The organism is Flammeovirga aprica JL-4, from assembly GCF_012844305.1.
GTDB classification, from domain to species: Bacteria; Bacteroidota; Bacteroidia; order Cytophagales; family Flammeovirgaceae; genus Flammeovirga; species Flammeovirga aprica.
In genome coordinates this window covers 1-19,070 of sequence record NZ_JABANE010000055.1, presented here as the reverse complement: position 1 = coordinate 19,070, position 19,070 = coordinate 1, and the positions used below count along the sequence as shown (strand labels likewise).

Genomic DNA, 19,070 nt, shown 5'->3' with positions numbered 1-19,070 from the left:
TGGTTTTAATTATAAAATCAAGGCCTTTTTTTATTCTCGTTACAAAAAAACGATAAGGTAGATCTATAAGTCTTCAGGCTTTTTACAGAAAATAGGTCTAAGTCTCGCTTACAGCTTAAGACTTGAACCAGTTTTTATTTATATTTAGTTAATCAATCAAACTTTCAACGAAGTGCTAGGGCAAAAGGAAATCCACAATTTTAGATTGTTATTTTTTATTCTAATCAAGGCAGATTTGCAGAGCATAGCCATAGCTACGTGATAAAAATCTAACGAAGAGTAGGATAAAAAATATAATATAAAATGTGCATTTTCTTTTGTTCTGGTACTTGACTAATAACCAAAATGATGAATACAGGAATCGTGCACTTTGAGGCATTTATCATTACCGCATTTCTTTTTATAGCATCTCCAGGTATAGACACCATGTTTATTATCAATAAGTCACTCACGCAAGGTAAAATTGCAGGGGTGTTCTCTACATTCGGAATTAACGTAGGCGTTTTTATTCATACCTTCTTTGCTGCTGTAGGGCTTTCATGGGTCTTGGCGCAGTCTGCTATGGCTTTTATGATTGTAAAGTACTTGGGAGCAGCATATCTTATTTATTTGGGCATTAAAAGTATTCTAGCCAAAGGATCAGAGGATGATAACGTAGCATTGTCGAATGTTGAAATGAAGAGAAGAAAACATTTTACAAGCGGTATCATGACGACATTATTCAACCCTAAGGTTGCCCTGTTCTTTCTCTCATTTTTCCCTCAGTTTATCGCTCCTTCAGCAGTAGAAGACAAAATGCCTTTCTTGCTTTTGGGAGTTGTATATGCCGGAATTGCCATTTTGTGGTTTTTATTATTGACTTTTCTGGCCTCTACCTTTTCATCAAAAATTCAAGGAAATAGCACTGTCAAAAAATGGATGAATAAAGGTGCCGGTGTTGTTTTTATTTTGATGGGATTGAAGGTGGCATTTTCTAAGAAATAATATATGGTTCATGGGACTACGTTATTTAAAATATTGCATTAATACATCTTGAAAGGCTTCCTCGTTTTCCAATGTGCTCTTGCTTACTATCCCATTTTCCGTTTTTATCAATACATCACCAGAAATCGTTATTCTACCATTTTTCACAGGAATAGAAATTAATCGCTTTTGTGTAAAATGTGAATCAGGACTCGTCTGATGGTAGTGACACATTCCTTCAAACTCTTCCAATTGACGAGCTATTTTTGTAAAAGAGTACTGTGGTGTTTTTGTGGTGCCTTCTATCTTGTATAAAGTAAAACTTCCTTGATGGTTTTCCTCAAAAATGAAATCTCCTAACGGATCATTTACCTTTTCCTCAAGTGTAATTTTTAGAGGATGTAAAGTAAAGTCACCAAATCCTACATCCACCAAATATTCTCCTTGTGGAAGATTGACAAGGATGGCCAAGTGATCGAACTCAGGGCCGTATTCTTTTTTAGTACTATTGTAAACGCGAGCTGAAATCATTTTGGCGTCGAATCCGAGCTCTTTTAGGAGCAGAAAAAATAATCCGTTTAGCTCATAGCAGAAGCCACCTCTGCGTTGTTCTATAATTTTTGTGTATAAGTTTTCTTTATTCAGACTTAATTTTTTGTGGTTGTGAATATCTAAGTTTTCAAAAGGAACGTGAAAAAGATGATTTTCTTGTAATTTCTTTAAAGTATCAACATTTGGGGTGGTTTCTTGTGAATAACTGATCCTGTTGAGGTAATTCTGAATAAATTTTTTCATTTTCTGACTTTTGATGTGAATAAGATGTGTAAAATAGGTATTGAGTTTAAAATCTTAATGAAAAAACTATTTCATATGTTGATAAGTGGTAGAATCCTGTAAATGAGGTAGATTAATTGTGAATAATTTCTTCTTTCTGTGAATTAATAGAGAATAAAGAGGGAAAGATTAATAAAAACCGTATCTTTGCATGCGAATTTTACTGATGTATCCATTTTTACAAAGAATACTATACTAGTTATAGGGTTGATTTTTAAAGGTATATCATTGATAGTCATCGCATTTTTATAGTCTGAAAATTTGATTTTCAACGCCTTCCGAGGCACTATTTAAGTGTTAATGCTGTTAATACTTTTGAAATTTCGATGTAATTCATGGAAATATAGTGATAGTCAGCTAAATTCGGCTTGTAGTTTAGCAGAAGTATGCTTACTTTTGCAAGCCGAAAAATTCTAATCTTACATAGTACGATGAAAAGAACATTTCAACCTTCGAACCGCAAGAGAAGAAACAAGCATGGTTTCCGTCAACGTATGCTAACAGCAAACGGACGTAACGTTCTTGCAGCAAGAAGAAAAAAAGGAAGAAAAAGCCTTACAGTTTCTGACTCTAGAAAACACAAGGCGTAGATAGCACCCTAAAGTAGGGTGTGTTTCAGAACACTAAAAAATTAATGTGATGAAAACTCGTATCGCAAAAAAGATCTTGAAAAATCAAGACAAATTGAGTTACAACAAAGGCCAAGTTCAAAAAGCTGAGCGCCTTGTTGCTAAAAAACAAAAAGCTGCCGCTAACGCATAATTGACAACAAAGTCTTGCAGCTTTTATCTAAGCGTCTCTGCGGGGTGCTCAGATAGTACCCCGCGGAAGCCCGCACAAAGAAATAAAAGCTGAAGGTTCGGCGGCAGCAACTGCATCGAACCTTCACTTTTTTTTTATCCAAAATTTTATGAAGCCGTCATCAACACCAACTTTTGATAATGCCACTTTCCCCAAGTGTGAACATCTAAAAAGTAAAAGCAGCATCGACAAAATATTTGCGAAAGGGAAATCTGTATTTGTGTTTCCTTGCAAGGTGTACTATACTTTATCAGAAGATGTAGAGCAGGCTTCAGTTCCCCCTCAAGTTTTATTTTCAGTCTCTAAGAGAGGCTTTAAAAATGCCACTGACCGCAACAGGATCAAAAGACAGCTAAGAGAGAGCTACCGCTTGAATAAAAGCATTCTTATGGCCGAAAACCCTAATGCGAGAGTGGAGAGTATTGCCTTTGTGTATGTTTCTAGGAAAAAGGAACCGTATGCTTTTATTGAAAGAAAAATGAAAGCAGTCCTTTATCGATTAAAAGAACAGTACACAGATAGTGAAGCATAAAAAAAGACTCGGAAATCTTCCAAGTCTTTTATAATACATCAGCTAAAAAACTAATTTTCTACTACCTAATATCTAATTATCAAAACTCATAATATTCATCCGCAACTACTCCTTCAGGATACTTTGTGATCTTTACACCAATTCCTTCAGGACTTGCATTAAGATTGAGAGTAATGCCGTTTTTGCAGTCAATAATATTTTGGTAAACATATCCTTCACTAAAAAGAACATTGAAATAAGGAGTAAACATTTGATCTGACATTTGATGATATAAACCTTCAGCCAGTTCTAGTGCGAGGTATTCATAACTTTCTATATTTTCTAAAGCTCCAAAGTGATCATTGAAGATGACTGTATTTTCTTCTATGGAAACCTTTGTGTGTTCTTCAGTTCTCAAAGCCATGATAGCTTGTTCTTTTGTTTGAGCGAATAAAAGGGTATTGAAAAGGAAGAAGGCGAAAGTAAAAACGATTTTTTTCATGGTATTGTATGGAGTGGCCAGCCTTTGCAGACTGACCTGATGGATTAATAAATTGATTCAAGAATTTTTATTCTACATTGTCGAGTTTGTAATCTCTCTTTTTGATAAAATTACCGTTTGCATCAAAATCAGTTCTTCTTCTTTTCATTGATGCTGGAATTTTTTCTGTAGGAACAAATATGGGTTTATCAGAAGGCCATATGTAGGTTAATTCAGGTTGATATCCTTCTGGATAATACTCTTCAGGTTGGTACTGCATATCTCTGATATATTGATTCTGCATATCTTCTCTTTTCTTTCTAGGAACAGGAACAATCAAACCGCCATTTTCGGCAACCGCTGATCCAGCTTGAGGAGGAGTGGCGTTAGGATAGTCAGGCAATTGACCGTCTCTTACCCATATTTTATCTTTTGTGACATTGACTACCACACCATCAAAACCAAAGTGGAAAGGTCCATTATAGTGCTCTCTTACTTCTGCTACCATTTCGTTGTTGGCATACAAATCATCAAAAGTGTGAGTAGCCATGGCTAATCTAGGATTGGCATCACTGTATAGTTTACCAGCGGCATAAGCAGGGTTGTGGTGAGTATCGATGGTATATCTTGTCAATACTGCAGGAACACCGTAAACTTGAGATGAGATAGAAGCAACTTCAACTTGCATTTCAGTGATCAATACATCCGCATCTTTACCGTATTTTGCCGTTAATTTGTTGGGTCTGCCATCACCTGAGAATACAACCGACATTCCTTTGAATTCCACTCTGTAAGCTGAAGCACCATCTTTACAGTGTGCTTGTTGCCAGTGAATGACTTTAATGCCGTCTTGGTCATATACAACACCTCCGTCATCTGTGAAATCAAACTCATTGACTTCAATTTCCCAGCCTCTACCAATAGGGAAGACATCAAAGGCGTCTCTGTGCCATTCCGTCATCATTTTCATGCCTTCTACCATATGTGCCGTACCATAGGTCGGTTCAGATCCTGAAGGTCCAGTGACTCTTAATGGTTCATTCCAACGGCCGTTCCAAGCACCAAACATATACACATAAGGCAATGCTCCGTAATGATCTACATGAAGGTGGGTTAAGAAAATATCATTGATTTCGTTCAGTGCTAATCCGGCTCCTATAAAGTTGGCTACAGACCCTTCTCCAATATCGAAAACAAGATTTTTCCCGTTTCCGAATTGCATTAAAATTGACGTATTGGCTTGTCCAGGTCGGATAAGTGGGGAAGATCCCATAAAGATGATCCTAATTTCATCTTCTAATAAATCTTCTGTATTCGGGTACCAGTTGGCGGCCGATACCATATGACTCATTGGAGCGATACCTTCAAACATTAAACCTTCATTCCATCTTCCCAAAGGTACACCTGAAGTTAAAGTAGCTTTTAATTGTGTGGTATCTGTTTGGAAAATATCATTTTGATTTTTGAATTCATTGATATCTTCGGTAGCCACGGTTTCTTTATTGTTAACATAGCCAGCGGCTTTAGTTCCGGTTCCTTTGTAATCACCTTTATATTGATTTGGACCTTGGTCGTCTTGTGCATTGATAAATGGGATAAAGCTAATGCTTAAGATGACTAGTTGTAGCAAGAATTTATTTTTCATGATCGTAGTGTATGACAATAAATGATTGTTTAATATTTACTTTTAACCAAATGGTTAAATTTTAAGTTTAATGACTGAATATTAGAAATGTAACCTTTCCTAATCCGTGTCACTATTTTGATTTAAATGAGATAATTAACCAAACGGTTAAATTTTAAATAAGTTTCATATTAAACTAATATTATCACTCTTTAACAACTTCAGATTTACATTTCGTCTAATTGATATAGCTGATATCTTTCTATTAAATCGATGATTTTTTGGCTGTATTGTGGGTCAGTAGCGTAGCCTGCTTCATGTAAACCAACGGCCCATCTTCTATAATTATTTGTGTTGATTTTAAACAAATGAAGATACCAAGGTCTTGAAGTAATGAATTGGCCATAGTCCCAAAATGAATCTTTTACAGAAGGATAAGCACGGAAACACTCCTGATGTTCATCATCACTGTGTTGTACGCGTTGACCTTGCCAATCGTCACCGCATTTGATGCCGAAGTGATTATTTGATTTTTGTGAAAGTGAGCTGTTACCGAAAGAAGTTTCAAGCATGGCCTGTGCTAAGATAACACTGGCAGGGATCTTAAATTCTTTCATCGTTTGAACCGCTAAGTACCCGTAAGAGACTACATACTCTTGGTAAGTATACAGTTTGTTAGGTTGTTCGTTTAATAAATATTGCTGTTGATTTAGTTTTATATTTTTAGAGTATGAAGTAATTACAATCGAACATAAAGCTAATATCAAAAGCATCTTCTTAGATGCCGTCATAAAATTGTGGTGCAGTAATATAAGCAGGTGATTCATAGTTCACATGCTTCACTTAAAATGTTAATAAAAAAGTCTAGTGATAAGGGGGAATCACTAGACTACAAAAGTATTACAATTTTTAATATTATTTCTAAGTTGCCTTTTCAATCACTTGTGCTTTGTGTTAAATGATTGATGTAAAGCTCCTTATTTTTTACGTCTGAATTTTTTAATTTTCTTGGCAAATTCCAGCAAACTATCCTTTCTACTGGCTCTGTATTTCCATACCACATCAAAAGGTTTTAGTTCTGGAGCGTTTTCAGGTCCAAAAGTAACCGCAAAGAATCGGCTGTCTTTCGATTGTGCTTTTCTTAATTTATGCAATACTGGTGTTTCCAAAGGTGGAATTTTACCATCAGTGATCAGCATTAAATCGGCCTTTCTATAATCATCTGATTGCATATACTCAATGGCAGATTGCAGGGCAGGGCCAGCATTTGTACCTGCACTAAATGACATGGATAGGAATTCGATCAGCGGTTCCAGACCATTGTGAAGGTTGCTTAAGTCGATGGTTTTGATTTCATCTTCAGTGGCACCAAAAGAGAAAAGCAAACACTTCCTTTTGTTCTCAAGGGCCATTTTCATTACCGCAAAACACAGCGTTTTAGCAATCTGTTCAGGTTTACCAAGCATAGAAGCACTGGTATCAATACACAAAATCATAGGTCCCATGACGTCTTCTTTTGTGCTTGCCTTCTGCGTTTCTTTGCTCTCGTCTTTTTGAGGTGGACGATCTTCCGCTTTCAGTTCAAAAGTCTGCAGTTTATGTTCCACAAACTTTTTATAGAAAAGCAGTTCAGTGTCTTCATTACCCAGCAAAGCGGCTTCAGCAGGAAGAATTTGAGAAAGGTCGTCACTTTCATGCACGCCAATCAATGATTCTTTACCATGTGTAAAGGTTCTTCTGAAAGGTTTGATAGTGATTTCCTGTAATTGTTCTCTTTCTTCCTCCAATTCCGCACTTGCGTATCGTCCCAACAAATCTACCAATTCTTTGAGCATTTCCTCGTCCTCTAATAATCGGTCATAACGAGATAAAACTTCAAAACCGGTATGTTGCCATTGTCCTTTGGCTTTTTCAAAACCAAGTCCAAGGTGATCCATCAACTGACTTACCAAGTGTTGTGATTTATCAAACTTATTGGCGTTTTCACTTAACTTCTGACGGAGTTGATCTTGTCTTTTTTGTGTTTTACCACTCAAGATTTTACGCATCGTTTCCATCAGTTTGTTCATGACACCTTTGGAATTATGCCCTTTGTCTCCTTTTGCATTACCAGAACGCATACCAAAAGGTAAACTCAAACGCTTTTTCTGTCTTTCGATCTGAGGAACTTCTGAAGAACTTTCTGCAATTTCTTCTATATGCGTGACAATCTCTTTGATCACATGCTCACGCAATGAAGTATGTCTTTGGATAGAATCCCTGAGACCGGGAGTGTCAAGGATATCATCAATAACATCTTTATAACCAAGGGCCATATCTGAGAAATTGGAATTCAAAATCTCAGGCGTATGACCCTTGGCAATTTCTGAAAGGTATGTAGCTAAAATCTCACGATCTTCAGATTCACCCAGGGAAGAAAACATTTTAAATTTTTCTATTTCTTCAAAGGATGTTCTAGCCTCCATAGCTTCGTTTTAATTTTTCGGTTTGTAGTTTGTAGTTCAAGACTAATTTCCATAAGTCATTCAAACTTTCGTCAATCAATGATCTCCAGTTTTCTGAAAGGAAAATATTCTTGCCTACACCTTCTTCTCTACTATGTCTTACCTCTTCAATTTCGTGTGAAATCTTATCAAGGTATTTTAATAATAGATCCGCTTCTTTATTCAATTGAATTCTTACGTCTTCTGTAATCGACTTAGAAACTTTACCAATTCTATGTTCTTTTGAAGACTTCAATTTATACTTATGATAGTCGTGACCTAAACGTACTTCAATCTCAGTATCAGAGAATTTTCCGATGGTAAAACTTTCACTTCTACCTGTATTCGTGTATAAATTAACTTCTGAAGAACCTCTGCCCATCATAGCAAAATCATCGGCAAGGATTCTATTGTTCATGCTTGAGAACCCTTCAATAATATGGTATTCCCCATCTACAACAGTAGGGGCTTCCATGTATAGTTCTTTTTCTTCTTTCGTTTGATCTTCTACATCGCTTGTAAAAGTTTCTAATTGAGAGCGAACTGTCTCCATGCTGTATTTTGCACTCCAACCATATTTCTGTACGGCTCTTGTGACCCATTGTCTCACCATGTCGATTTGATCAGGAGAGTGCCAGATACAATTGGCTATTAGGAAACAATCCGAAAGATCTACTCTTTCTCTACCATTCATAAAGGCAGAAGTACGGATCAGACGAACAATTTTGTGCCATCTACGGTCAGAAACATAGATGTTTTTCTCTACTTCAGTACCCGTCGATTGATTAAATCTCTCGATGTATTTTCTAACAATAGAAATCACGCTCAACACTTCTAAAGGAACTTTGATAGAATCAATCAGCGGACTCCAGCCGTCGACCTCTGTTTCATCAAATTTCAATTCTTCTCTTACTACCGGATTCGTTAGTTTCGAAGAAGTGATCATATCAAAGAATTTCTGCTCATCAATGATTCTATCCACGTATACACGAACCAGAAAACGGTCCCATATCGCTTCCAGACCTTCGCCCTTGGCAGGCAACTCATTTGATGCAGAAAGTAATGCGTGTACTTTTACCTCAATTTCCTGCTCACCATTTCTAAATACTTTCTCATTCAAAACAGTTAATAACGCATTTTGAATGGACGGACCCGCTTTCCAAATTTCATCTAAGAAAACGACTGAAGAGCCCGGAAGATAGTTGTCTGTCAGACGTTCGTACTTATCTTCTTTACTTAATTTTGAAATGGAAATAGGACCAAAGATTTCGTCAGGTGTACTGAACCTATTCATCAGATACTCAAAGGAATCACCTCCTTTGAAAGCATATTTCAAACGACGAGCAATCATACTTTTACCAACACCGGGAGGGCCTAGCATAAAAATACTTTCGCCGGCAATCGCACTCAACAAAGCGAGTGACAGAACATCTTCTTTTTCATGAAGATCTTCTCCCAATAAGGATAGTAATTTCTTAGAGCGCTTTCTTACATCAAAAGCTACTTTCGAGAGTTCGTCCATTTGTTATTCTATGAGATAATGTATAATCGATTCTGATAAAAACGACATGCTTTTTTTATGCGTGCGTTAAAAGGCCTCTCAATTTATAGTTTTTTTTCTATAAACAAGGGGACTTGTACTGTTTATGGTGAGAAATTTAGAAATTGCAAGGGTACTAGAATATGATAAAAGCTACTTTTTAAATGTTGTTTAATTAAAAATTGTTATAGAAAGTGCTTTGAATAAAAAAAATATAGCTTAAAATATAAATTCTGCAAACTAGAAAATCACAGTAGTTTCTTTTAGAGCAAAATTAAAATAATCATACTTCAAAAGTTAAACGAATGTGTTACTAGGAAAAGCGAACTCCAAATCAATGTTATGAATACGATTATTATCCTTTTTACCATCATAGGTATTTCTCTCTCATCAAGTCATCATTTTACCTTTAATGAAGCTTGTCTTACTAATTATACCGCATTTCATACGCTGAAGCGTGAAAAATTCACCTCAGAAGATATCATATCTAAACTGATAGAGGTGGGATTTGTCACAATTCAAAATGATAAAATTAGTTTTGAGTTGCCTTTTGATTTGCATGAGATGGATTGTGGTGCTCCAGATTGTTATACAACAATGGTTAGATTTTCTATTCCACACCAAAAGACAATACTATTTCCTCCTCAAATTAGTGTGGAGCTGGAGGAAGATGGTTGTATGGATAATTTAGAAAGGTATAAAGGAGAGTTTATTTTAAAAGAGCAAACAGATTCATTCATTAACTATTACAGTGATGAGCTTCAAAGTAATCTAATCATCAAAACAGGAGGAGAAGTATATTATTATCCTCATGAAATGAAAAAATCAGTTTCTGTACAACAACTGAATGAAATGTTTGAGAGCTTTCGATTTGAAGATGAAGGTGTAGCCGTTCCTTATCGGATCTCAAAATTGGTTTCAGGACAGTAATATTTAAAATGAAAAAAGCACTAAGTCCATACGAACAAAGTGCTTACTCTTCTATGATTGGGGAATCGAATGCTAATTTCTACTAAATCCTTTTTTCACTTGCTGATAATCCAGGAAGTACATCAACCTCACAGAAACAGTATTTACTTGTGCTTCTTTCCACATTTCATTAATGTTTTCATTGAAACCATAATGCGAATTATGAGAAGAAGACCCTAACTGATTTCTCCACATTGCCGTAAAGAAACTTCCCGGCAGGAATTCCCAACTATAGGATAATTCCATATTGAAAGTATTGAAATTGGCGTCGTGTTCTTTTTCACCATCCTCGTTGATGTCAGAATAATTAGAATCGGTCAAATCTCCTTCTTTCGTCAAATTGAAGAAATCAGAATAAGCGACCTGTCTCCAGTAATGTCTCAAACGGAATTTTACAAACATTTTAGGAGAGAAAGTATATTGAGTCCAGAAGTTATTCTCTAGCGTAGTAACGTTTCTATCGCCATAAATAACATTTTCTACTTCGTCATTTTCATCTTTTACAGTAGTGGCATATCCTTTTTCATTTTGCTTGTTGTTCCATGATATAGAATGATTGATATCCCATTTGTCAGATGCTCTGAAGGTCTGACCATACCTATAATAAGTATCAAATTGATTGAACTTTTGACGTTGCCAGTAGCTTGTTCTAAAACTTACAGAGTATTTCTGTCTACCATCAGTGTTAATCGTCAAGCCACCCCAATTCGAAGAGTATTGCTTAAAACGATATCCATCTTCTCTTGGCCCGAAATAATCATATGACAATCCAGGCTGTACAGAGAAATCATAATAAACACTCCATAAATTATTGAATTGCATCCAGCCATCCGTCCACATTCTTCTTGAAATAAAAGTTCGCGGATTGTAGAGCCAGTTTTCTTTCATGCCCACTTTCAGCCAGAAGCGTTGGTAAAAGGCATTTGGTTCAAAGATATTATAAGAAACATCAGCATGCGTATTGATGGCGTTATTTGAGCCATTAAACCCTAAATCATTGGGGTTGTAAGTATCAGTTTCAATATTGGTAGAAGTCCAGAATCTCCATTTACCACTAACTTTACCACCACCTGCATCAATTCTATGACCTAACGTTGTCAATTTTTGATCCTCAGCAGAACCATTATCCTCATAAGGGTGGTACTCTTGTGACAGACCACCAAAACCTCTGATTCTAAATGTATTTGTTCTGTCAAATAAGTTGAACTCACCTGAAGTCACATTAGAGTTTTTATAACCAGCACCCCTCATCACATTGGTATTCATGATACCGATTCTTGAGTTGTTTGGTAAACTTTGTTCTATTGAAATCATATTGAAGTTCGTGACAGGGTCAACTTTTACTTCTCTAGTATCGCCAGAAAGAGTATCTTCAATAATCGCAAAACTTTCATTCGTAATTGAATTCAGAACTCCAACTCCCAAGCCTTTTTCAGTAATACCTGTCAGTTTAATAGAGTTGACCAATGGAGCTTCAGTGGGTTTATAAGCAAATTCTTCATGCTCTTCCAAGTGATCATCACTAACAGAGTGGTGACTTTGACCGATCCTCCTAGAATAAAATTGCCCGTATTTATTAAAAATATTTGTCCCTTGAGTAAAGAAATTTCTAAACTCACCAAATCGTACTTCAAAGGCAGATAAGTTAAGTACATCATTGTCGGCTTGTACCTGTGAGAAATCAGGAACCAAACTAACATCTAATGTAAAACTCTGCCCTAAACCTAATTTCAAATCAGCACCACCAGAAAAAGTATTAGCTACTTTACTGCTTCCTTGTTTCCCGATCATCACATTACTGATATAAGGTGAAAGCGTTAAACGAAGCGGAGGCTTTACATCATAAATTCCTCTAAGCGTACCAAACTGATTTACATATCCTGATTTATTGGCATCTACAGGGTTCCAATAAGAAGTTTCACCTTTACGAGAAATTCCTCTTGCGAAGTTCAACCCCCAGATTTGTTCTTTTGAATTAGGCATTCTTAATGCTCTGTAAGGAATAGCCATTTCTACAGCCCAACCTTCATCATTTATTTTTACAGCACTTGACCAAACCTCATTCCAGTTTCCATCCCAACCTGATGTTCCTCGCTTTCGGTCACTTTGAACCCCTGAAGCACTCACCACAAATTCAAACGCATCTTGCTTTGTATTGTAAGTATCAAAAGAAGCAACAAAAACATCGGCTCCATTTCCTCCAGAATCTCTCGCTCCCATATTCGTACGGATAGAGTCTGGTGCCGGGTCGTATAACTGTGCAGCTACATAAATTGCATAATCATCGTATGCAATCTGTACTCTTGTTTTAAATGCTGATGCTTGATTATTATGTGGGCTATTTTGCGTGAAATAACCTTCAGAAATATACTTTGCAGGATCTCCGTTATACAAAGTATTATTTGAGCTAGCCGTCAAGTTGCTCATATGCAGAGGATCAGACCAAATCTCGTCGTCCAAAACGCCGTCGATTTTTGGTGATTCACTTGCCGCCCACGCGTGTATATTCATTCGATGTAAAGAGTGCTGTGCTTGTAATGAAGTCGAATAGAAAATACATAAAAAGAGGGTAATGATAAGTTGGTTGAAAAAGGTCTTCACGTTAGTATTAGTGCTCTAGTAGTTCATTATTTATTAATGCCTTAAAATTGGCAAATTTAACACCCTAAAACAATCTAATTATATAATATTAACTAATAACCTTTTTCTTTTTTAAGGATTCTTAAATAATTAAGTTTTATTACCAATCTCACAACAATATGTAAAACGTATTAGAATATTACTAATTAACTCTTCTTTAGAGTAATTCTAAATAACCCTGAAAGTCAATCATTTGTAAACATAATTGATACTTCTCATTTCAAATAGTAATTTTGCATTCAGCTTTATTTAAAGCTAAAGAAATTAAGAAAAAAGAGGTCGGTTTTTGAGCCCTTTAAGGTTTTGTTAATCAATCTCTTCTATTCATTTTAATAACAATTAGATTAAGCTCAGAATATAGGAGGACTGAAAATCCTCAACCTTCTGTCTTAAATTCCTAAAGAATGAGCGATTTGATTAAAGATATCAACCTTGTCGGTGAACAGGTTGATGAAAAATCAGTGTCGTGTGAGGTAAAAGTCACAGAAAATACGGCAAATGAAGGACAACGTAAGCTGTACATTGAGAGCTATGGTTGTCAAATGAATTTCTCGGATTCTGAGATTGTAGCTTCTGTAATGCAGAAAAACAATTTCGGAACGACTTCTAACGTAGAAGAAGCTGACCTTGTATTTTTAAATACTTGTTCAATCCGTGAAAAAGCAGAGCAAACAGTTCGTCAACGTTTGAGAGTTTTCAACAGAGTCAAAAAGAGCAAGCCCGGTATGATTATCGGTGTGCTTGGCTGTATGGCAGAGCGTTTGAAAACCCAACTTCTTGAGGAAGAAAAAATGGTAGATATCGTGGCTGGTCCAGATTCTTACCGTGATCTTCCAAAATTAGTAGGTGATGTTGATGAAGGTGATAAAGGAGTAAACGTATTCTTATCCAGAGATGAGACGTACGCAGATATTGCTCCTGTAAGATTGAATTCTAATGGTATCTCAGCCATGATCTCAATTATGAGAGGTTGTGATAACATGTGTTCTTTCTGTGTAGTACCTTTCACTAGAGGTCGTGAGCGTTCGAGAGATCCGCACTCTATTGTAAAAGAGGCACAAGAATTATTCGATCAAGGATACAAAGAAGTGACTTTATTAGGTCAGAATGTAGATTCATACAAATGGTCTGATGAGGAAAACAATAAAGCTCGTTTAGAGAAAAAAGAACTGAAAGAAGAAGACGTTGAAATTGTCAGCTTCGCACAGCTATTAGAAATGGTAGCGGGAGTTTCTCCTGAGTTAAGAATTCGTTTCTCTACATCACATCCAAAAGATATTACGGATGATGTGCTTTACACAATGAAGAAGCACGAAAACATTTGTAACTTCATTCACTTACCAGTACAATCAGGTAACTCAAGAGTATTGGATATCATGAACCGTACATATGACCGTGAGTGGTATATCAATAGAATCGATAAAATCCGTGAGGTATTTGGTAATGATTGTGGTATTTCTTCAGATATGATTGCTGGTTTCTGTACTGAAACAGAAGAAGAGCATCAAGATACACTATCATTGATGGAGTATGTGAAGTTTGATTACAGTTACATGTTCTTCTACTCTGAAAGACCAGGAACTTTAGCAGAGAAAAAATTCGAAGATGATATTCCATTGGATGTGAAAAAACGTAGACTTCAGGAAATTGTTACTTTACAAAGACAACATTCAGCAGAAAGAAACGCATTGAATGTGGGTGAAGTACAAAAAGTGCTAATTGATGGTTATTCAAAACGTTCAAAAGAACATTTCCAAGGAAGAAACTCACACAATAAAGTAGTAGTATTCCCGAAAGGAAACGCGAAACTTGGTGAGTATGCAACAGTGAAAATTCACGATTGTACAGGTGGTACATTATTAGGTGAAATCATAGATTAGCCCGACGTAGGGGCAGACCTATGTGTCTGCCCACCGAACCACAATCAGAACCACAAAAAATAAGGTGTAATGCTTCAGTTTCGAGGCGTTATACCTTATTTTTTTGTAAATTAACGGGGGAACAAAACCTAATTGTTCATTTTTAATCCTTAATTATTCATTCAAAAACAATGCTTATAGAATTCTCTGTTTCCAATTTCAGGTCCATCAAAGAAGAACAGGTGTTATCCTTATTGCCTTCGGGAAGAGTGCGCAAGGCAGGGACTGAAGATCGTTTGCTGATTCATTCCAATTACAAACAGACGGAAACATTAGCCACGGCAGTAGTTTTTGGTGCCAATGCTTCGGGAAAAAGTAATTTATTAAGAGCATTGGAAGCGTTGACAGTGATGGTACAAGAAGGACATGACAGTGCTATTGGAGAAGGAGCAAAAGCCTATGTCCCTTTTCGATTGGATCGCCTTTCAAGAGAATTGCCTACTGATTTTTATATTCGTTTTATTGCCAATGACGGTATTCAATACGAGTATGAAATGTCGAGAGATGTGGATCAAGTCACGCATGAAGCATTATACGCTTACCCCAACTCAAGAAGGGTAAAGTTTTTTGAAAGAAATGAAGGACAGCTGACAAGTTTCGGAAAGAAATTAAAAGGAGATAAGCAAACCATTGCAAGGCATGTTTTACCTTATCAGTTATTTTTATCCAAAGGAGCACAATTAGGATTAGAACAATTAGTAGCACCTTGGCAATTCTTCAAAAATCACTTGAGGGCTTATATTTTATACCGTTCAGTGTATGACGATGCTTTATTACAAGGTATTGCTAAGCATATTGTCAATGATGATTCTCAAAGGTTTTTAAAAAACCTCTGTCAGTTAGTAAGTCACGCAGATACTGGAGTGAGTGGCATTGAAGTCTTTCAAGAAGACAGTGAATTGATGGGACTTTTTGAAGGAAGGAGAAGGTATCAAATAAAAACCATACATAAATTACCCTATTCAGACGATCCGCCTATTTCTTTTGACCTAAAAGAAGAATCTATAGGCACTCGAAAATTAGTAGCTCTTGGTGGGTTAATATTAAGAGTACTAGAGGCAGGGGATACTTTGGCAATTGATGAATTGGATCAGAGTATGCACCCTCATCTTACAAGAGCATTAATCAAGTTATTTCATAATCCTAAAACAAACCCACATAGGGCACAGCTCATTTTCTCAACGCATGATGCGTCACTTTTAAACGATCAACTTTTCCGTTTTGATCAGATTTTTATTTCCGAAAGGTCAGAAGAAGGCATTACAGAAATTTCCTCTGTATCCGATATTCCTAATTTGAAAAGAGAGTTGCCATTAGAAGAGTGGTATCTCACAGGAAAGTTTGGTGGTACACCTTCTATCAATCAAATGGCCCTGGATTTTGACTTTAAACCAACAGAAGATGAGGAATAGGAGAAAAGATAAAACAAGATCACTTCGAAAAAGAGTCCTCATATTATGTGAGGGAGCCAAAACAGAACCTAATTACTTTAATGGACTAAAACACGATGCTCAAAAAAGAAGAGCTTTAACCGCTGTGGATGTAGAAGTATATCAGCCCAAAAGCCACAGCCCATTGGGTTTGGTGAGAGAAGCAATTATCAAGAAAAAAAGAGCTTTAGTAAAAGGAAATCCTTACGAAACCATTTGGCTGGTTTTTGACAGAGATTTTCATAAACATATAGAAGACGTAATAAAGTTAGCCAATGAACATGATATTGAAATCATTATCTCAAATATCTGTTTTGAATTATGGTTCCTGCTTCACTTTGAAGATCTAGATGCCAATCAGCACTTTGCAAAATGTGGCATGTTGATCAAGCATATCCAACAAAATCACGTGACCCGCTATCATAAAAATGGTAAGAATTATCAAAACTTGAAGGAATTCACCTCAGTAGCCATTCAACGGGCCAAGAAATTAGAGGAAACGTATGTTCACGGAGTCAATATGCATTATAAGTTTTACGAAAGAGAACCTTACACTAATGTATACCAATTAGTAGAGTACCTCTTAGAAATGTAATATTTATTCCCAACCCATAGATTGGAAAATAACCAATCGTATAAAATAAAAACATAACCCCACTACACCGAGAATGAGAAAGAACATTAACCCCGCAAAAATAATCAGCCCAGAAGATCCTTTCTGCACCTGATTGATAGCATCAGGGTTTTTCTCATAATAGTTGACCAACATCTGAGTATTATTTCTATTGGCTTTATAGAAGATATCAATGAAGTCTCCAACGCCAGGAATCAAACCAATCAAATAGTCCACAATTAAGTTAAAGGTCATCGCCATAATCAGTCTTGGAGGAACACCATTTCTAGCTACTGTGTATAAAGAAATCCCTGAAATAATGATTGATATTGTATCTCCAACACCTGGAATAATCCCAATAAAAGGATCAAGTCCTATCTTAAATTTGGTTCCTGGAACTGTAATCGCTTCATCCATCACAGTGCTGATTTTTTTTAACGTTTTAAAAGAAGGATCTTGAGTATATTGTGGAGTTGTATTTGTCTTCATCATGGAGATCGTTTATTTTATCTAAGTAATCTAACAAAATTGGTCGATCAGTTCATGAAATTGGATAAAATTTTAATTAATTTGAGTAAAAATAGAAATACTTGATATGAAAAACATAATAACTACCCTTGCACTTTTACTCTCTATATTCGTTTATACTTCAGCAACCGCTCAAGTATATAATTATGTAGAAGATACAACAAAGACTAAGGAACCATCTTCTGAATATAAAAAACCAACAGATTCAGATGTTGATGCATTTAAGGATAAAAAGCATAGTGATCTTCCTTTAAAAGATAAGATTTTCTTTGGAGGTGGATTAGGATTTGGTTTTTCGAATGTGCATACACAAGTAGCAATATTGCCAATGGTAGGGTACATGGTCACGCCAAACTTTCAAGTGGGTATGGGGTTCGTGTATGAGTATTTCGAGAGAAAAGATGTTTCATATAAGGAGAACAACTATGGTATCCGTCCATTTATGAGATATATGATTCCATTAAAAGATGGACTAAGAGTATTCCCTCAAGCAGAATATTACGGTTTTAGTAATAACAGGGAATATAAAATAGCCAATGGAGAAACAATAAAAGATAGTATTTGGAGAGATCAGTTTTTATTAGGAGCTGGCGTGTCGCAAGGTATAGGCCGTAAAGGCGGTGTGAATTTCATTGCACTTTATGACTTTTCTTATGATGAAAAAACTTCTTACTCTAATTCTCCTTGGGTGATAAGAATTGAATTCGCTTTTTAAGCAAAAGAAAATAGAAGAGAATAAGCGGCTCTTGGGTCGCTTTTTTTAGCAGTATGGAAATTGAAATTAGAGAAATAACCGCCCCGCAGACTTGGGCGTTAAGACATAAGGTAATGTGGCCAAATGAGCCCCTATCCTATGTAAAAATTCCAGATGATGAAAAAGGACAACATTTGGGGTTGTTTGTAGATAATGAATTGACGTCTGTGATTTCCTTATTTATGGATCCAGACAAAAATGTGCAGTTTAGAAAATTTGCCACATTAAAAGAACAACAAGGAAAAGGATTTGGAAGCATGTTATTAAAACATGTGATGAAAGTGGTCAAAGAAAATGGAGGAAACCTTTTATGGTGTAATGCAAGAGCAACCGCTACTATATTATACGAAAGAGAAGGGCTTCATCAAACAGACACCTCTTTTGTTAGAAAAGGGATTCTTTTTGTTAGAATGGAAAAACAGCTTTAGAAAGGTGATTTGAATCGAAAACCTTATCTTTCTTAGTTGGAAAAAGGTTCTCAAAATATGAAATATTAAACTCTTGTTAGAAAAATCAATCTAATGAGAGTTTTTTTTTACTTTCTAAAGTGTTGAAATTTAGTTGTTTGAATTCATATTAATTTTTATTTAAATCAAAAAATGAATAAACCTATTGCATTTAAAAAACATCCTATTACCTTTGCACTCCCTTCAGCAAACGGCTGAGGAAAAAATAAACGTAGGGGTTGTCCTGCGTGACAACCCGACTCGGGTGTTTGATATAATGAAAAGGTATTTGATTCAGTTGAAAATCAGCGATGCAAATTAAGTTTCTAAATAAAACAAAATAAGCATTGCAAATTAAATTTCTCTTCTTACCTTTGCACTCGCCTTTAACGAAAGGCTTTTAAAACTTCTTTTTTGAAGTGGTAAATATAGAGTGTTGAGAGCTGAGAAAATCAACGAAAAAAAACTTCAAAAATTTTTGAAAAAAGATTTGGAAGTTAAAATAAAAAGTTCTTACCTTTGCACTCGCTTCTG

The 19,070-nt window shown here is 35.9% G+C and carries 18 protein-coding genes; 10 read left to right on the top strand and 8 right to left on the bottom strand.

Annotation, left to right across the window (positions count from 1 at the left end; translation table 11 throughout):
* Window positions 1–345: 345 nt before the first annotated feature.
* On the top strand, window positions 346–984 hold the full coding sequence (locus HHU12_RS19095) for a LysE family translocator (protein WP_205959929.1): 639 nt from the start codon (window positions 346–348) through the stop codon (window positions 982–984).
* A 21-nt stretch (window positions 985–1,005) separates the two neighbouring features.
* Here HHU12_RS19095 and HHU12_RS19090 read toward each other — a convergent pair whose 3' ends face one another.
* Complete coding sequence (locus HHU12_RS19090) at window positions 1,006–1,758, bottom strand: arylamine N-acetyltransferase family protein (RefSeq protein ID WP_169658335.1); 753 nt, start codon at window positions 1,756–1,758, stop codon at window positions 1,006–1,008.
* A gap of 470 nt (window positions 1,759–2,228) precedes the next feature.
* Here HHU12_RS19090 and rpmH point away from each other — a divergent pair, with 470 nt between their 5' ends.
* The 3 genes from rpmH to rnpA all read left to right on the top strand — a co-directional run bounded on the left by rpmH (window position 2,229) and on the right by rnpA (window position 3,130).
* A complete protein-coding gene (gene rpmH, locus HHU12_RS19085; protein ID WP_062619986.1) occupies window positions 2,229–2,387 on the top strand; it encodes a 50S ribosomal protein L34 in 159 nt (52 codons plus the stop codon).
* A 49-nt stretch (window positions 2,388–2,436) separates the two neighbouring features.
* Entirely contained in the window at window positions 2,437–2,559 is a 123-nt protein-coding gene (locus tag HHU12_RS35670; protein WP_255515979.1) for a hypothetical protein, read from the top strand.
* 148 nt (window positions 2,560–2,707) lie between these two features.
* Window positions 2,708–3,130, top strand: a complete 423-nt coding sequence (gene rnpA / locus HHU12_RS19080) for a ribonuclease P protein component (protein ID WP_169658334.1) — start codon at window positions 2,708–2,710, stop codon at window positions 3,128–3,130.
* 79 nt (window positions 3,131–3,209) lie between these two features.
* On the opposite strand, the gene HHU12_RS19075 is transcribed toward rnpA, so the two are convergent.
* The 5 genes from HHU12_RS19075 to HHU12_RS19055 all read right to left on the bottom strand — a co-directional run bounded on the left by HHU12_RS19075 (window position 3,210) and on the right by HHU12_RS19055 (window position 9,219).
* Window positions 3,210–3,611 carry a hypothetical protein gene (locus HHU12_RS19075; protein ID WP_169658333.1) on the bottom strand — a complete coding sequence of 134 codons (402 nt, stop codon included), beginning with the start codon at window positions 3,609–3,611 and terminating at the stop codon, window positions 3,210–3,212.
* Between the two features lie 67 nt (window positions 3,612–3,678).
* Window positions 3,679–5,235, bottom strand: coding sequence for a guanitoxin biosynthesis MBL fold metallo-hydrolase GntH (gene gntH / locus HHU12_RS19070; RefSeq protein ID WP_205959928.1), 1,557 nt, complete (start codon window positions 5,233–5,235; stop codon window positions 3,679–3,681).
* A 206-nt stretch (window positions 5,236–5,441) separates the two neighbouring features.
* Window positions 5,442–5,987: a glycoside hydrolase family 73 protein gene (locus HHU12_RS19065; protein ID WP_169658332.1), complete on the bottom strand. Its 546-nt coding sequence runs from the start codon at window positions 5,985–5,987 to the stop codon at window positions 5,442–5,444.
* Window positions 5,988–6,191: 204 nt separating this feature from the next.
* Complete coding sequence (locus tag HHU12_RS19060; protein ID WP_062619997.1) at window positions 6,192–7,679, bottom strand: VWA domain-containing protein; 1,488 nt, start codon at window positions 7,677–7,679, stop codon at window positions 6,192–6,194.
* Window positions 7,669–9,219 carry an AAA family ATPase gene (locus HHU12_RS19055; protein WP_169658331.1) on the bottom strand — a complete coding sequence of 517 codons (1,551 nt, stop codon included), beginning with the start codon at window positions 9,217–9,219 and terminating at the stop codon, window positions 7,669–7,671. Before HHU12_RS19055 ends, HHU12_RS19060 begins: the two co-directional genes overlap by 11 nt.
* Window positions 9,220–9,579: 360 nt before the next feature.
* Here HHU12_RS19055 and HHU12_RS19050 point away from each other — a divergent pair, with 360 nt between their 5' ends.
* Window positions 9,580–10,167, top strand: a complete 588-nt coding sequence (locus HHU12_RS19050; RefSeq protein WP_169658330.1) for a hypothetical protein — start codon at window positions 9,580–9,582, stop codon at window positions 10,165–10,167.
* A gap of 72 nt (window positions 10,168–10,239) precedes the next feature.
* Here HHU12_RS19050 and HHU12_RS19045 read toward each other — a convergent pair whose 3' ends face one another.
* A complete protein-coding gene (locus tag HHU12_RS19045) occupies window positions 10,240–12,717 on the bottom strand; it encodes a DUF5916 domain-containing protein (RefSeq protein ID WP_169658329.1) in 2,478 nt (825 codons plus the stop codon).
* A gap of 533 nt (window positions 12,718–13,250) precedes the next feature.
* On the opposite strand from HHU12_RS19045, the gene miaB reads away from it, so the two are divergent.
* The 3 genes from miaB to HHU12_RS19030 all read left to right on the top strand — a co-directional run bounded on the left by miaB (window position 13,251) and on the right by HHU12_RS19030 (window position 16,790).
* Window positions 13,251–14,726 carry a tRNA (N6-isopentenyl adenosine(37)-C2)-methylthiotransferase MiaB gene (gene miaB, locus HHU12_RS19040; protein ID WP_169658328.1) on the top strand — a complete coding sequence of 492 codons (1,476 nt, stop codon included), beginning with the start codon at window positions 13,251–13,253 and terminating at the stop codon, window positions 14,724–14,726.
* A gap of 170 nt (window positions 14,727–14,896) precedes the next feature.
* Window positions 14,897–16,177, top strand: coding sequence for an AAA family ATPase (locus HHU12_RS19035; protein WP_169658327.1), 1,281 nt, complete (start codon window positions 14,897–14,899; stop codon window positions 16,175–16,177).
* Complete coding sequence (locus HHU12_RS19030) at window positions 16,167–16,790, top strand: RloB family protein (RefSeq protein ID WP_169658326.1); 624 nt, start codon at window positions 16,167–16,169, stop codon at window positions 16,788–16,790. The genes HHU12_RS19035 and HHU12_RS19030 overlap by 11 nt, the downstream gene beginning before the upstream one ends.
* A 3-nt stretch (window positions 16,791–16,793) precedes the next feature.
* On the opposite strand, the gene HHU12_RS19025 is transcribed toward HHU12_RS19030, so the two are convergent.
* Complete coding sequence (locus HHU12_RS19025; protein WP_169658325.1) at window positions 16,794–17,300, bottom strand: DUF4112 domain-containing protein; 507 nt, start codon at window positions 17,298–17,300, stop codon at window positions 16,794–16,796.
* 103 nt (window positions 17,301–17,403) lie between these two features.
* Here HHU12_RS19025 and HHU12_RS19020 point away from each other — a divergent pair, with 103 nt between their 5' ends.
* Window positions 17,404–18,051 carry a hypothetical protein gene (locus HHU12_RS19020; RefSeq protein WP_169658324.1) on the top strand — a complete coding sequence of 216 codons (648 nt, stop codon included), beginning with the start codon at window positions 17,404–17,406 and terminating at the stop codon, window positions 18,049–18,051.
* A 53-nt stretch (window positions 18,052–18,104) separates the two neighbouring features.
* A complete protein-coding gene (locus tag HHU12_RS19015; RefSeq protein ID WP_169658323.1) occupies window positions 18,105–18,518 on the top strand; it encodes a GNAT family N-acetyltransferase in 414 nt (137 codons plus the stop codon).
* Window positions 18,519–19,070 lie beyond the last annotated feature (552 nt).